Here is a 12,510-nt window from a genome sequence, read left to right as displayed (position 1 = left end):
TCAAGATCGAGCCCACGCTGACATTGCAGAGCTGGAAGACCTTCTTCGGCTCTGACACCTATCTGGCCTCGCTCTGGACGACCATCCGCATCTGGCTCATCGTGCTGGCGACGACCTTCGTCATCGGTTATCCGACCGCACTGTTCGTGGGCCTGTTCGTCAAGAACAAGACGCTGTCGACCGTGCTGCTCGTCATCTGCGTTATTCCCTTCTGGACCTCCTTCCTCATCCGCGTCCTCGCGTGGCGGCCGATGCTGGGCAAGGAAGGCGCCATCAACATCATTCTGCAGAAATTCGGCATCATCTCTCAGCCGATCGAGGCGCTGCTGTTTACCGAACTTTCGGTGGTGATCGGCATGACGCAGATCTACGTCGTGTTCATGGTGGGGCCCATCGCCTTCATGCTGGGCCGCATCGATCCCAACATCATCGAGGCCGCGCGGGACTTAGGCGCAGGCTTCAGCCGCATCTTCTGGAAGATCATTTTTCCGCTGAGCCTTCCGGGCGTTGTCGTGGGCGCCATCTTTGTGAGCGTGATGGTGCTCGGTGAGTTCGCCACCGCAGCCGCGCTGTCCGGCCGCAAGGTGAATCTCCTCGGCAACATCATAGTTACACAGGTGGGGTCGCTCAAGTGGGCGCTGGCCTCGGTGGTGGGCGTGATCCTGACCATCGTGATGGGACTGGTGATCGCGGGCTTCCTGCGCATCGTCGACCTTAAGCGGGAGCTCTGAGATCATGGAAGCCCGCGTTCTGAAGCCCGTCCTTGCCGTCTACACGCTGCTGTTCATCCTGTTCCTCTATGGACCGTTCTTCGTGCTGGCGATCCTCTCGTTCCAGCAGGGGCCGGAAGGCGGGCCGCAGTTCCCGATCATCGAGTGGTCGACCTACTGGTACCGCCACATCTTCGGCCTGGTGCCACCCTCGCGCATCGCGCCCCTGCCGCTGGGCGAGGCGATGTTCCGTTCTCTCACCCTTGCCTTCATGACCATGATCATCTCGACGGTGCTGGGCGTCATGTCGGCGCAGGCCTTCCGCCGCAAGTTCAAGGGCTCGGGCTTCGTCTTCTACCTGATCGTGCTGGGCATGATGGTGCCGGGCGTGCTGACGGGCCTCGGCGTGTCGCTGCTCGCCAACAACATCCTCGGCATCGAGCGGCACTGGTGGAGCACGGCATTTGTAACCCATGTGGTCTACACCTTCCCCTTCGCCTTCCTCGTCATGCTGGCGATCCTCAACCGCTTCGACGCCTCGGTGGAGGAGGCGGCTTGGTCGCTCGGCGTGCCGCCGGCCCGCACCTTCCGGAAGGTGACGTTCCCGCTAATCTTCCCGGGCGTGCTCTCGGCCATGCTGTTTGCTTTTACGCTGTCCTATGACGAGTTCTCGCGCACGCTCTTCGCCTCTGGCCGTGACCAGACGCTGCCGCTGGCGATCTACGGCACATTCTCCGTCGAGATTCATCCCAACGTCTTCGCCTTCGGTGTGCTCACGACGGTGTTCTCCTTCGCGCTTCTCGCCGTCTACGCGATCCTGATGGGCCTCAGCGTGCGCCGCGCCAAGAAGGTGGCGATGCAGGAGGACATCGTATGAGGAATGCGATCGTCACGGGTGCTGGCTCCGGCATCGGGCGCGCCGTTGCCGGACGGCTGGTGCGTGAGGGTTACAATGTCGTCGTCAACGACATGCGCCCCGAAGCTGCCGAGCAGGCCGCACGCGAGATCGGCGGCAAGGCCTTGGCCGTTGCCGGTGATGTCTCGCAGGAGACCGATGCGGCGAACCTGCTGGCTGCCTGCGAAAAGGCCTTCGGAGCCTGCACGCATCTCGTCAACAATGCGGGCCATGTGCACCAGGCGCGCTTCGTCGATCTTCAGCCCGCCGATTTCGATCGAATGTTCGCGGTACATGTGCGCGGCACCTATCTCTGCATGCGCGCCGTTCTGCCTGGCATGCTGGCGCGAAAGAGCGGCGTGATCGTCAACATCGCTTCCCAACTCGGCCAGATCGGCGGAACGGACCTCGTCCATTATTCGGGCGCCAAGGCGGCAATCATCGGCATGACCAAGGCGCTGGCGCGCGAGGTGAGTGCGGATGGCGTACGCGTCAACGCGGTGGCGCCGGGCCCCATCAACACGCCACTCGTCATGTCGCTGTCGGAAGACTGGCGCAAGGCCAAGGCCGCGGGCTTGCCGCTCGGCCGCTTCGGCGAGCCGGATGAGGTGGCGGCCACCGTTGCTTTCCTGTGTTCGCCCGAGGCCTCGCTCTTCGTTGGCCAGACGCTCGGGCCCAATTCCGGAGACGTGATGCAATGACTTCAACCGTTCTCATCACCGGTGCTGGAATTGGCATCGGCCGTTCCACCGCCAAGGCCTTCGGCAAGGCCGGCAACCATGTGGTGGCGACAGATATCCTCGAAAAGGAAGGCCACTCCGTCGTCGCCGAGATCAAGGCGGCGGGCGGTTCCGCCGAGTTCCACCGCCTCGACGTGCGCTCCACCGAGCAGGCCGATGCTGTTGTGGCGGCGGTCGAGAAGGCTCACGGCGCCATTGACACCATCGTCGCAAATGCTGGCATCGCGCACAAAGTGCCGCTGCCGCAACTCACCGACGAGAAGTGGGACTATACCTTCGACATCGACCTCAAAGGCATTTTCCGCGTGGTTCGCCCGGCCTTGCCCGCCATGAAGGCGGCAAAGAAGGGATCGGTCATCGCCGTCTCCTCCATCATGGGCGTTGCCTATGGCTGGGACGAGCATGTGCATTATTCCGCCGCCAAGGCCGGCGTGGTGGGTCTCGTGCGCGGCCTTGCCGTGGAACTTGCGCGCGAGGGCATCCGCGTCAACGGTATCGCGCCCGGTTACATCCGCACCGCGCAGCTTCTCTCGAAGGAACATTCGCTGGGACCCGACGCCGACAAGGCCGGAGAGTTCATTCCCATGGGCCGCATCGGCGAGCCCGAGGACATTGCGGATGTGATCCTGTTCCTTGCTTCCAACGCCGCTCGCTACATGACGGGGCAAACGGTGGTGGTTGATGGTGGCCTTCTCGTCGGCCGGTACTGATGAGACGAAGTTAAGTATCTGAAACACAAGGAGGAGACTAAATGCGTAACTATCATCTCTCCCGCCGCCGCTTCCTGCAGGGAACGGCCGCCGGGCTTTCGGTCGCCGCCGGCGTGCCGCTGGCGCCCTGGGGCGCCCAGCAGGCCTTCGCCGCCAGCCTCGCCGAACAGGAACTCCGCACGGTCGGCCTGTCGGTGACGGTGCAGGAGCGCATCCTGAACGAGTTCAAGGAAAAGTCGGGTGTCAAGGCGGTGTCGGGCAAGGCCGACATCTTCCCCAACACGCAGACGGAATTGCTCTCGGGTTCGACCGCCTATGACTGCTGGGAAACGATCGGCGAGCGTCTGCCCGCCGTGATCGCGACCGAGAAGATCCAGGCGATCCCGACGGCCTCTCTCAAGAACTGGGCCAACATCCGCGACACCTTCACAAAGGGTTCGGACAAGTGGGACAAGAAGGCACAGATCGTCGGCCAGATCTGGAAGGACGAGGCCCAGACCGAGCTGTGGATGGTTCCGACCGTCTACAACTATGACTCGATCGGCTATCGCCCCGACCTCGTGTCGGCCGAGGAAGCCTCGACCTGGACCGCGCTCTTCGACCCGAAGTTCAAGGGCAAGACCGGCCTCAACGTCGACCCGCTCATTGCCTTTGGCCAGGCCGTGCTCGCCATGAACGCGCTGGGCCTTCTCAACGTGCCGAACCCGGGCAACCCGGACAAGGCCGCCATCGACGAGGCCTCTAAGTTCCTCATCGCGAAGAAGAAGGATGGCCAGTTCCGCGCCCTGTGGGGTGACTTCGGCGAACTCGTCAACCTGCTGGCTTCCGGCGAAATGATCCTCGCCGACGCCTGGCAGCCTGCCGTCATGGCCGTGAAGGCCCAGGGCGTGCAGTGCTCCTACGCCACGGTGAAGGAAGGCTACCGCGCCTGGACGATCGGCAACTCCGCCATCGCCGGCACGCCGAACCTCGACGCCGTCGTCGCCTACTCCGACTACTGGCTCTCCGGCCCGCCGGCGATCACCGTCTCGGAGCAGGGCTACTACTCGCCGACGACGAACATCAAGGACGTCATGCCAGCGGACAAGTATGCCTTCTGGTATGAGGGCAAGCCCTGGGTTGGCGCTCCCGACCGCGGCATCAAGGAAGGCGACCTGCGCGACGGCGGCTCGCTCGAGACGCGCGCCGCGAGCGTGGCCTACTGGCACCAGTGGCCCGACGAGTATGACTATCTCATGCAGAAGTGGGACGAGTTCCTCTCTGCCTGATCTTTCGACCGCCGGCCGGGGCTCAAGCCCCGGCCGGTTCCTCCCCCCTCCCCAAAGGTTATTCAGCGCGTGGCCTACGACCTGCAGCTTTCTCATGTCGGCAAGGTTTACGATAACGGCACCGCCGCCGTGATCGACTTCAACCTCGATGTGGACAAGGGCGAGTTCATCGCCTTCCTCGGACCGTCGGGTTGCGGCAAGACCACGACGTTGCGCATGATTGCCGGTTTCGAGGCGATCAGTTCGGGCGACATCAACATCCGCGGCAAGCGCATCAACGATCTTCTGCCCGAGCAGCGCCCAACCTCGATGATCTTCCAGAACTATGCGCTGTTCCCGCACATGAGCGTGCGCAAGAACGTGGCCTTCGGTCTCGACGTCAAGGGCATGCCCGCCGCGGAACGTGACCGCAAGGTGGACCGCATCCTCGAGAAGCTCGACCTGCTCGCGATCGCCGACGTGCGCCCGGACCGTCTCTCAGGCGGCCAGCGCCAGCGCATCGCACTCGCCCGTTCGCTTGTGGTCGAGCCAGACATCCTGCTTCTCGACGAGCCGCTGGGCGCGCTCGACGCCAATCTGCGCAAGAGCATCCAGAACGAGTTGAAGCTTCTGCAGCGCAGCCTCGGCATCACCTTCGTTTTCGTCACACATGCGCAATCCGAGGCGCTGGCGCTGTCAGACCGTATCGTGGTGATGAACCAGGGCAAGATCGAACAGATCAGCCCGCCCTATGAACTCTACACGCGGCCGAAGAGCCTGTTCGTGGCGCAATTCATCGGCCGCAACACGCTGATTCCTGGAACGGTCCACGGCGTGTCGGGTGCGATTGCAACGGTGGACACAGCCTTCGGTCCGCTGTCCGGGCTGGCGCCGTCAACCACGGGCGCAGTGGGTGCGAAGTCCAGCCTCGTTCTGCCCGCCGAATCGATTGACGTGCTGCCAGCACTCACCCCGCGCGCCGATGTGGAGGCGGCCTACGGCAACTGCGTCATCCCCGTCGCCATCAGCCGCTTGCAGCAGATCGGCCATATCGTTCAAATGGTTGTAAATCTTCCGAACGGTGACCAGATTAACATCGAGGGCCACGCCGACAAATATGGCGGGCGCTTCGCCGCAGGCGACAAGGCGCAGATCGCCTGGAAAGCCACCGGCGCCACCGTCATCATTCATTGAGTTGATATTCATGCCCAGCCCGACTGCCGCCGAACTCGCAAGGAAGCTGCGCAAGGGCACGCTCGATCCCGTGACGCTTGCCGAGGAGGTGTTCACGAAGAACGAGAGCGTGGGGGACCGCGCCATCTTCACTGAACTCCTGCGCGACCGTGCCATGACCGAAGCCAAGGCCGCGCGCCGCCGGTTGAAGGCCGGGACACCCGCGAGCCTGCTTGATGGCGTGCCCGTTGCGTGGAAGGACCTGTTCGATTTCAAGGGGCGGGTGACCACCGCAGGCTCTGTGGTGCTGAAGTCCAACCCTGCCGCCAGGGCCGATGCAGCGCTCGTGGCCGCGGGCAAGGCCGCAGGCCTGGTGAACGTCGGTTGCATCAACATGACCGAGTTCGCCTATTCCGGCATCGGCCTCAATCCGCATTATGGCACGCCGCGCAACCCGAATGACAAGGCGGTGCACCGCTCGCCCGGCGGGTCTTCGTCCGCCAGCGGCGTTGTCGTCGCGGCGGGGATCGTGCCGATTGCCATCGGCACCGACACGGGCGGGTCGATCCGCATTCCAGCATCGTTCAACGGTGTCGTAGGATACAAATCCTCGACTGGTCATTTCCCGATGGACGGGGTGTTTCCCCTGTCGAAGACGCTCGACACGCTGGGGCCGTTGGCCCACTCGGTCGAGGATTGTGTGCTGGCTGATGCCGTTCTGCGCGGGTTGAAGAAACCCTCGGTCAAGGCCCGTGGCCCCAAGGGGCTCGAAATTCTCGTTCCGTCAGACATCGTGTTCGACGGTGCGGAGGAGGCGGTGCTTGTCAATTTCGAGGCCTCGATTGCACGGCTGATCAAGGCGGGCGCCAAGGTGAAGCGCGTGAAGATGCCGGTGTTCCAGCAGATCATCGACCTCATCGCGAAACGCGGCCACCTGCTTGGCGCCGAGGCGCTGGCGGTGCATTGGGACCGCGTGAAGGGCGATGACGCCAAGCGCATGGACGCGCGCGTTGTCAAGCGCATCCTGCTGGCGGATAAGATGACGGCGGTGGACCTCGTGGTGGTCATGGAAGAGCGCAAGCGCATGATCGCCGAGACCAATGCGCTGATCGGGGATGCGCTCATCGCCTTTCCGACCACACCGCATGTGGCAATGCCGATCGCACCGCTCGAAGCCGACCAAGACGTGTTCTTCCGCAATAATGCGAAGACGCTGCGCAACACCATGCTGGGCAATTTCCTCGACTGGTGCGGCGTGTCGATCCCCAATGGAACGGATGCCGGCGGCATGCCGACGGGCTTCCTCTTTTCCGCGCCGCATGGGCGCGATGCGGATGTCCTCGCCGTGGGGCTGGGAACAGAAGAGCTTATCAGGAGGCAATGATGGCCGAAGTCTACAATCGTCTCTTCTCTCCGTTCACGCTGGGTAGGCAGACAGTCAAGAATCGGATCGCCATGGCGCCGCTGACGCGCCAGATGGCGGATGCCGACGGCACGCCGACCGACGAGATGGCGGCCTATTATGCCCGCCGCGCCCGCGGCGGCCTGGGCCTTGTTATCACTGAGGGCACCTATGAGGACGACAGGCTCGGCTGCCGCGCCTATCTTTCCCAGCCCGGCATTGTCACGGCGCAGCATGTGAAGGGCTGGAAGAAGGTCTCTGACGCTGTCCACGCGCATGACTGCAAGATCATCATGCAGTTGATGCACGGCGGCCGTGTGAGCGACCCGCGCGTGCTTGGCGGCCAGGCGCCGGTGAGCGCATCGGCCACGCAGAGCCCCGGCTGGACGCTCTACACCGACAATGACTACGAGAAGCAGATCCGCAACATCGAAGGACCCTGGCCGAAGGTGACATTCGGCCAGGCGCGCGCGCTCACCGCGGAGGAAATCCATACCGTGGCCGATGGCATCGCCGAAGGTGCCGCGCGTGCCGTCGAGGCGGGCTTCGACGGTGTTGAGATCCATGGCGCCAACGGCTATCTGCTGTGGCAGTTCATCAATCCGAAGACCAATCACCGAACGGATGAATTCGGCGGTTCACCCGAGAACAACGTGCGCATCGCCAGGCTGGTGGCGGAGAAGGTCAGAAAGGCCATTGGCGAGGACAAGATCCTGACTCTGCGCCTGTCGCAGGATGGTGTTGACGACTTCGTCGGCGCCTGGCCCGATGGCGTGAAATATGCCGCGGCCGTCGGCGCAGCGCTGAAGGATTCGGGCTATGATGCGCTTCACTGGGCAAGCTTCAATTATCTCGACAACCGCGACCCCAACAGCGACACGCCAATGTCGACGGTGATCCGCAAGGCCTCCGGCCTGCCGATGATCACCAATGGTGGCATTGCCGATGGGGCTGGGGCGGAAGCGGCGCTGGAGTCAGGCGCGGCAGACATGGTGGCGATCGGCCGGCCGATCTTCGCCCATCCCGACTGGGCCTATATCGTGCGTTCCGGTCAGGCCTATGACTGGTGCGCCTTTGACCGCAAATATGTGGTGCGTCCACCGCTCGACTATGCCCACGCCTATCCGCTGGGTCTCGTGGACCCGAAGTGGTCCCCCACTTGGTGATGCGACACTGAATGGCCGCGCAAGCGGCATGACAACACGAAAGGGAAAAGGAATATGGCAAAGAAAATCATGTGTGCCTTCGGCACGGACATCGACTCGGTCGCGGGCTGGATCGGGTCCTATGGCGGCGGCGACTCGCCGTCGGACATCCAGCGCGGCATCTTCGCCACCGAAGTGGGCGTGCCGCGCCTGCTGCGCCTGTTCAAGAAATATGACCTCAAGACCAGCTTCTTCATCCCGGGCCATTCGCTTGAGACCTTCCCGAAGGAAATGGAGATGATCGTCAAGGACGGCCATGAGATCGGCGCCCATGGCTATCTCCACGAGAACCCGATCGCCATGACGCCGACCCAGGAAGAGGATGTTCTTGTGAAGTCGGTGGACCTCATCAAGAAGCTCACCGGTTCCGCTCCCCGTGGTTATGTGGCGCCGTGGTGGGAAATGTCGAACTCGACGGCGGCCCTGCTGCTGAAGCACGGCTTCCAGTATGACCACAGCCAGGGCTACCGCGACTTCCAGCCCTTCTATGCTCGCGTCGGCGACAGCTGGAACACAATTGACTATTCCAAGTCCGCTAAGGACTGGATGCACCCGCTGAAGCACGGCAAGGAGATCGACCTCGTCGACATCGCCGCCAACTGGTATGTCGACGACCTGCCGCCCATGATGTTCATGAAGAAGGCACCGAACAGCCATGGCTTCGTGAACCCACGCGACATCGAGGAACTCTGGCGCGACCAGTTCGACTGGGTTTACCGCGAGATGGATTATGCCGTTTTCGCGTTCACCATTCACCCGGACGTGGCGGGCCGCCCGCAGGTGCTGCTGATGCTCGAGCGACTGATCGAGTACATCTCGAAGCACTCAGGCATCGAGTGGGCCACCTTCGAGGACATCGCGGCGGACTTCCGCAAGCGCTATCCCTTCGCCGGCGGCAAGCGCCCCGAAGTGATCTGAGACAGTTGACGAAAGGCAGGCGGCACGTCATGTGCCGCCTGCCGTCTTTTCAGGAGAGGCAGACCCATGTGCTCCGCCTGCGGATATCCGGCCGCTCCCGGCCACTGGACGGAAGCCGGCGCTCCTACCGCGCATGACCGCCTGCGCGCCAAGTTCCGCCGCGCCCAGGTGCTGCAGCAGGTCCTGCCTTCCTATGGTCTGAAGGTGTTTGAGGGCGGCGAAATTCCCGGCATCCAGGTCTCGACCATGTCCGGCGCCCAAACCATTCTCCGCGACCTTGACGAGATCTGGGCCATGGCGGAGAAGGTGAGCGGCGGCCCCGTGGACCCGCTTGACCCGCGCTTCATCGGCGAAGAATGAGCGGCAGGCAAGAAGGCCGCATCCGCCTCACCGTGCTGGGCGGTTACCTCGGCTCCGGCAAGACCACGTGGCTCCGCCACCAACTCCACGAAGGCCGCTTTGCCGGCGCTCATGTCATCGTCAACGAGGCGGCGGAGACGCCGGTGGACCATGCGCTGCTGGGCAAGGCCTCAGGCCTTTCGGTTCTGGCGGGCGGCTGCGTGTGCTGCGTGGCGAGGGATGAACTGATCGCGCTGCTGCGACAGCTCAGCGATGCGCGGAGCAGGGCGGATGCGGGTGAGCGGCTGCAGGAGATCGTGCTTGAAACCAGCGGGCTGGCGGACCCTGGCCCCATCGTCAGCGCCATCAAGTCGGATCCGGTCCTTGTCTATCATGTGGTCGTGAGCGAGATCATCGTGGCCGCCGATGCGCGTCATGCGATGAGCCAGTTGAAGAGCGAACCGCTCGGGCGGCGGCAGATCGAGAGTGCTGACAGGATCGTCGTCACCAAGGTCGATGAGGCATCGTCCGATGATGTGGCACGACTGCTGGCGACGCTGGCGCGGCTGAACCCTGGCGCGAAACTGAGTGGCGCAGTGAAGGGCGCAGAGGTGCCGCTGCCGTCCTTCGCGGATGTTGTTCCGGAGGAGTTGGCTGATCTGAGCGGCGAACCTCCCAAGGCCCCCATCGTGCCCGTGAGGCTCCAACTCGACGAGACGATCGACTGGACGGCCTTCACCGTGTGGCTTTCTGCTCTGCTGCATGCGCGCGGTGACGACATCGTACGCGTCAAGGGCGTGGTGCGCACGCCGGCTGGCCGGCTGTTGCTGCAGGCTGTGCGCAAGGTGGTGCAGACACCGGAGATCCTTCCCGAACAGGACGACATGGGTGAAGACAACATGATCGTACTGATCGGCCGCGGGTTCACGCAGAGCCAGCTGGAGCGTTCGCTGCAGTTTTTTGCGGGGAAGAGGTAGGATGTTCACTCATCCCTCGCCCCCGCAGGGGGAGAGGGCAGGGTGAGGGGGTCTGTCAGCGCGTGAGATGTCTGACGTCTGGTCTCGCGGACGCACCCCCTCACCCCTCCCTCTCCCCCGATGGGGGAGAGGGGGATGTTGGTCAACGCCGCATCGACGCGCGCTTCTTCTCCGTCGCTTCGCGGTCCAGCGCCCAAGCATAACCATTATCCGCTGCGCGCAGCACCACGCCGTAGACATCGCGGGCGTGCTCGGCCGAGATGAAGTCGTCGAGCACGTCGTCCAGCACCTTCTCCGCATCGCGGTCCAGCGGGTCGCCGTAGCCGCCGCCCGAGGGCGAGTAGTAGGAGACGACGTCGCCCGGTTCCACGCGCAGGCCGGAGAACTTGGCGTAGTGCTGGGCCACTTTCTTGGGGTTGGCGCTGTTGTGAATCTCGAACTTGCCAACCGAGCCCGGCTTGCCGCCGAAGATGCCCCAGGGTGCATCCTTGTGGCGGTCTGACTCGTGCGTCACGAAGCCCGGCGTGAGGAAGCGCTGCGACTTGACCACGCCCTGCCCGCCACGGAACTTGCCCGCACCTGGGAACACGTCACTGCGGCACTCATAGCGGTCGCAGATCAGGGGGATGTGCATGCCGAGGTCTTCGAGCGGGTTGTTGCGCGTGTTGCGCATCAGTTCTTCAACCGTATCGGGGCCGTCTGACGTGGGCCTGCCGCCCATCGCGGCCTCGTTCACCTCGAGGAACACCCAGTAGTCGCCGCTGGGCCTGACGCCCGAGTAGGCAGCAAACGAGAGTGTTGCGGAGTTACCGGCCGTGCAGCGGTCCGGCACCACTGGGGCCAGCGCCTTGATGATGAGGTCCACGACGCGCTGGATCTGGCAGAAGCGGGCTTCTGCCGCCACGGGGGCGATTGGGTTGAAGATCGAGCCTTCGGGTGCGATCACCTTCACCGGGCGGAAGGAACCCTCGTTCTGCGGAATGTGCTCGGAAGTCGTGTAGGTGTCGAGCAGCAGGGCGCGGAAGGCGAAGAAGCAGGCGACCTTGGTCGAGCCCTCGAAGGGCACGTTGAAGGCGGTGGGAGATTGCGCGGCGGAGCCCGTCAGGTCCACCTCCACGCCATCGCCCTTCACCCGCACGGTGACCTTGATGGGCAGCGTCTTGTCGCGGTTGCGGCCGTCATCGTCCATGAAGCCCTCGGCGGTGTATTCGCCATCGGGGATCTTGGCGATCTCGCGCCGCAGCATGCGCTCGGTGTAGTCCATCAGCTGCTCGGTGGCCTGCAGCACCGTGGCCTTGCCATAGGTGGCGAGCAGTTCCTGGAACCGCTTGACGCCCAATTCGGCAGACGCGATCTGCGCCTCGAGGTCGCCCATGACGAGGGAGGGCACACGGGTGTTGTCGCGGATGTAGTTCCAGACATTCTCGTTGCGCTTGCCGCCCTCATAGAGCTTCAGCGCATTCATCAGCATGCCTTCGGCGAAAACGTCAGGCACGTCGATGATAAGGCCCGGCGTGGCGGCACCAATGTCCACATGGTGCGCGGTGTTGGCGGAAAAGCCGACGAGTTCGCCCTTGAAGAACACCGGCATGACGACGGCTATGTCGGGTGAGTGGCTGGCGCCGAAATAGGGGTGGTTGTGCAGCACGCAGTCACCCGGCTTCCAGTCCTTCAGGCCGATGCGCTTCTCGATGCCGCGCAGATAGCCCGGAAGCGAGCCGATGTGCATCGGTGTCGAATCCGATTCACACAGCGTGTTGTAGCGCGTGTCGAAGAGACCGGCGCCCAGGTCCTGGCTTTCGCGGATGATCGAGGAATAGGACATGCGGTAGAGCACGTTGCCCATCTGCTCCGCGATGGCGTGCAGAGCGCCGCCGATCACCTGCAGCGAAATGGGGTCAAGTGGCTTCACCTTGCCTTTGCGCGCGGCTGGCTTTTTGGCGGGCTTCTTCACGGTCTTTTTGGCGGTACGGGCCATGATCCTGTCCTCCCTCAGCGCTTGGCGATGTGGATGTCGCCGTGGCCCAGCACCTTGGCGCTGTAGGACGGCGGAACCAGAGTGGTCGAATTGTGCTGCACGATGAGTGCTGGGCCGGTGATGACGTCACCCGCCAGCAGTTTGGCGCGGTCGAAGCGTGGGGTGGGCACGGCCTTCCCGTCATCGAACACGGTGGGCCTTATGTAGAGCTTCGCT

General features: G+C 63.5%; 13 protein-coding genes. 11 read left to right on the top strand and 2 right to left on the bottom strand.

The window, feature by feature from the left end; translation table 11 throughout:
• The 11 genes from ACILRA_RS11700 to ACILRA_RS11650 all read left to right on the top strand — a co-directional run.
• A partial coding sequence (locus ACILRA_RS11700) for an ABC transporter permease (RefSeq protein ID WP_395662279.1) occupies positions 1–731 on the top strand: 731 nt, incomplete at its 5' end.
• Positions 732–735: 4 nt separating this feature from the next.
• The gene (locus tag ACILRA_RS11695) at positions 736–1,587 is read left to right on the top strand and encodes an ABC transporter permease (RefSeq protein ID WP_395662278.1); all 852 of its coding nucleotides are present in this window, start codon (positions 736–738) and stop codon (positions 1,585–1,587) included.
• Complete coding sequence (locus ACILRA_RS11690; protein ID WP_395662277.1) at positions 1,584–2,306, top strand: SDR family NAD(P)-dependent oxidoreductase; 723 nt, start codon at positions 1,584–1,586, stop codon at positions 2,304–2,306. Before ACILRA_RS11695 ends, ACILRA_RS11690 begins: the two co-directional genes overlap by 4 nt.
• Positions 2,303–3,055, top strand: a complete 753-nt coding sequence (locus ACILRA_RS11685) for an SDR family NAD(P)-dependent oxidoreductase (protein WP_395662276.1) — start codon at positions 2,303–2,305, stop codon at positions 3,053–3,055. Before ACILRA_RS11690 ends, ACILRA_RS11685 begins: the two co-directional genes overlap by 4 nt.
• 41 nt (positions 3,056–3,096) lie before the next feature.
• The gene (locus ACILRA_RS11680) at positions 3,097–4,323 is read left to right on the top strand and encodes a PotD/PotF family extracellular solute-binding protein (protein ID WP_395662275.1); all 1,227 of its coding nucleotides are present in this window, start codon (positions 3,097–3,099) and stop codon (positions 4,321–4,323) included.
• Positions 4,324–4,392: 69 nt separating this feature from the next.
• The gene (locus tag ACILRA_RS11675) at positions 4,393–5,496 is read left to right on the top strand and encodes an ABC transporter ATP-binding protein (protein WP_395662274.1); all 1,104 of its coding nucleotides are present in this window, start codon (positions 4,393–4,395) and stop codon (positions 5,494–5,496) included.
• Between the two features lie 10 nt (positions 5,497–5,506).
• Positions 5,507–6,859 carry an amidase gene (locus tag ACILRA_RS11670; RefSeq protein WP_395662273.1) on the top strand — a complete coding sequence of 451 codons (1,353 nt, stop codon included), beginning with the start codon at positions 5,507–5,509 and terminating at the stop codon, positions 6,857–6,859.
• A complete protein-coding gene (locus ACILRA_RS11665; protein WP_395662272.1) occupies positions 6,856–8,043 on the top strand; it encodes a hypothetical protein in 1,188 nt (395 codons plus the stop codon). Before ACILRA_RS11670 ends, ACILRA_RS11665 begins: the two co-directional genes overlap by 4 nt.
• Positions 8,044–8,097: 54 nt before the next feature.
• Positions 8,098–9,000, top strand: a complete 903-nt coding sequence (locus ACILRA_RS11660) for a polysaccharide deacetylase (protein WP_395662271.1) — start codon at positions 8,098–8,100, stop codon at positions 8,998–9,000.
• 66 nt (positions 9,001–9,066) lie between these two features.
• Positions 9,067–9,360 (top strand): hypothetical protein, encoded by a 294-nt coding sequence (locus ACILRA_RS11655; RefSeq protein WP_395662270.1) that lies wholly within the window; start codon positions 9,067–9,069, stop codon positions 9,358–9,360.
• On the top strand, positions 9,357–10,316 hold the full coding sequence (locus ACILRA_RS11650; protein ID WP_395662269.1) for a CobW family GTP-binding protein: 960 nt from the start codon (positions 9,357–9,359) through the stop codon (positions 10,314–10,316). Before ACILRA_RS11655 ends, ACILRA_RS11650 begins: the two co-directional genes overlap by 4 nt.
• A gap of 142 nt (positions 10,317–10,458) precedes the next feature.
• Here ACILRA_RS11650 and ACILRA_RS11645 read toward each other — a convergent pair whose 3' ends face one another.
• Positions 10,459–12,294, bottom strand: coding sequence for a hydantoinase B/oxoprolinase family protein (locus ACILRA_RS11645; protein WP_395662268.1), 1,836 nt, complete (start codon positions 12,292–12,294; stop codon positions 10,459–10,461).
• Between the two features lie 14 nt (positions 12,295–12,308).
• On the bottom strand, positions 12,309–12,510 hold a 202-nt coding region (locus ACILRA_RS11640), incomplete at its 5' end, for a hypothetical protein (protein WP_395662267.1).

The organism is Aestuariivirga sp. (assembly GCF_044239095.1).
Classification (GTDB): Bacteria; Pseudomonadota; Alphaproteobacteria; order Rhizobiales; family Aestuariivirgaceae; genus Aestuariivirga.
This window is presented reverse-complemented; position numbering and strand designations above follow the sequence as displayed.

Excerpts from the sequence above, each read along its gene's own strand:
- ACILRA_RS11695 (WP_395662278.1), top strand. The coding sequence starts at position 736 with ATGGAAGCCCGCGTTCTGAAGCCCGTCCTTGCCGTCTACACGCTGCTG.
- ACILRA_RS11690 (WP_395662277.1), top strand. The coding sequence starts at position 1,584 with ATGAGGAATGCGATCGTCACGGGTGCTGGCTCCGGCATCGGGCGCGCC.
- ACILRA_RS11685 (WP_395662276.1), top strand. The coding sequence starts at position 2,303 with ATGACTTCAACCGTTCTCATCACCGGTGCTGGAATTGGCATCGGCCGT.
- ACILRA_RS11680 (WP_395662275.1), top strand. The coding sequence starts at position 3,097 with ATGCGTAACTATCATCTCTCCCGCCGCCGCTTCCTGCAGGGAACGGCC.
- ACILRA_RS11670 (WP_395662273.1), top strand. The coding sequence starts at position 5,507 with ATGCCCAGCCCGACTGCCGCCGAACTCGCAAGGAAGCTGCGCAAGGGC.
- ACILRA_RS11665 (WP_395662272.1), top strand. The coding sequence starts at position 6,856 with ATGATGGCCGAAGTCTACAATCGTCTCTTCTCTCCGTTCACGCTGGGT.
- ACILRA_RS11660 (WP_395662271.1), top strand. The coding sequence starts at position 8,098 with ATGGCAAAGAAAATCATGTGTGCCTTCGGCACGGACATCGACTCGGTC.
- ACILRA_RS11655 (WP_395662270.1), top strand. The coding sequence starts at position 9,067 with ATGTGCTCCGCCTGCGGATATCCGGCCGCTCCCGGCCACTGGACGGAA.
- ACILRA_RS11650 (WP_395662269.1), top strand. The coding sequence starts at position 9,357 with ATGAGCGGCAGGCAAGAAGGCCGCATCCGCCTCACCGTGCTGGGCGGT.
- ACILRA_RS11645 (WP_395662268.1), bottom strand. The coding sequence starts at position 12,294 with ATGGCCCGTACCGCCAAAAAGACCGTGAAGAAGCCCGCCAAAAAGCCA.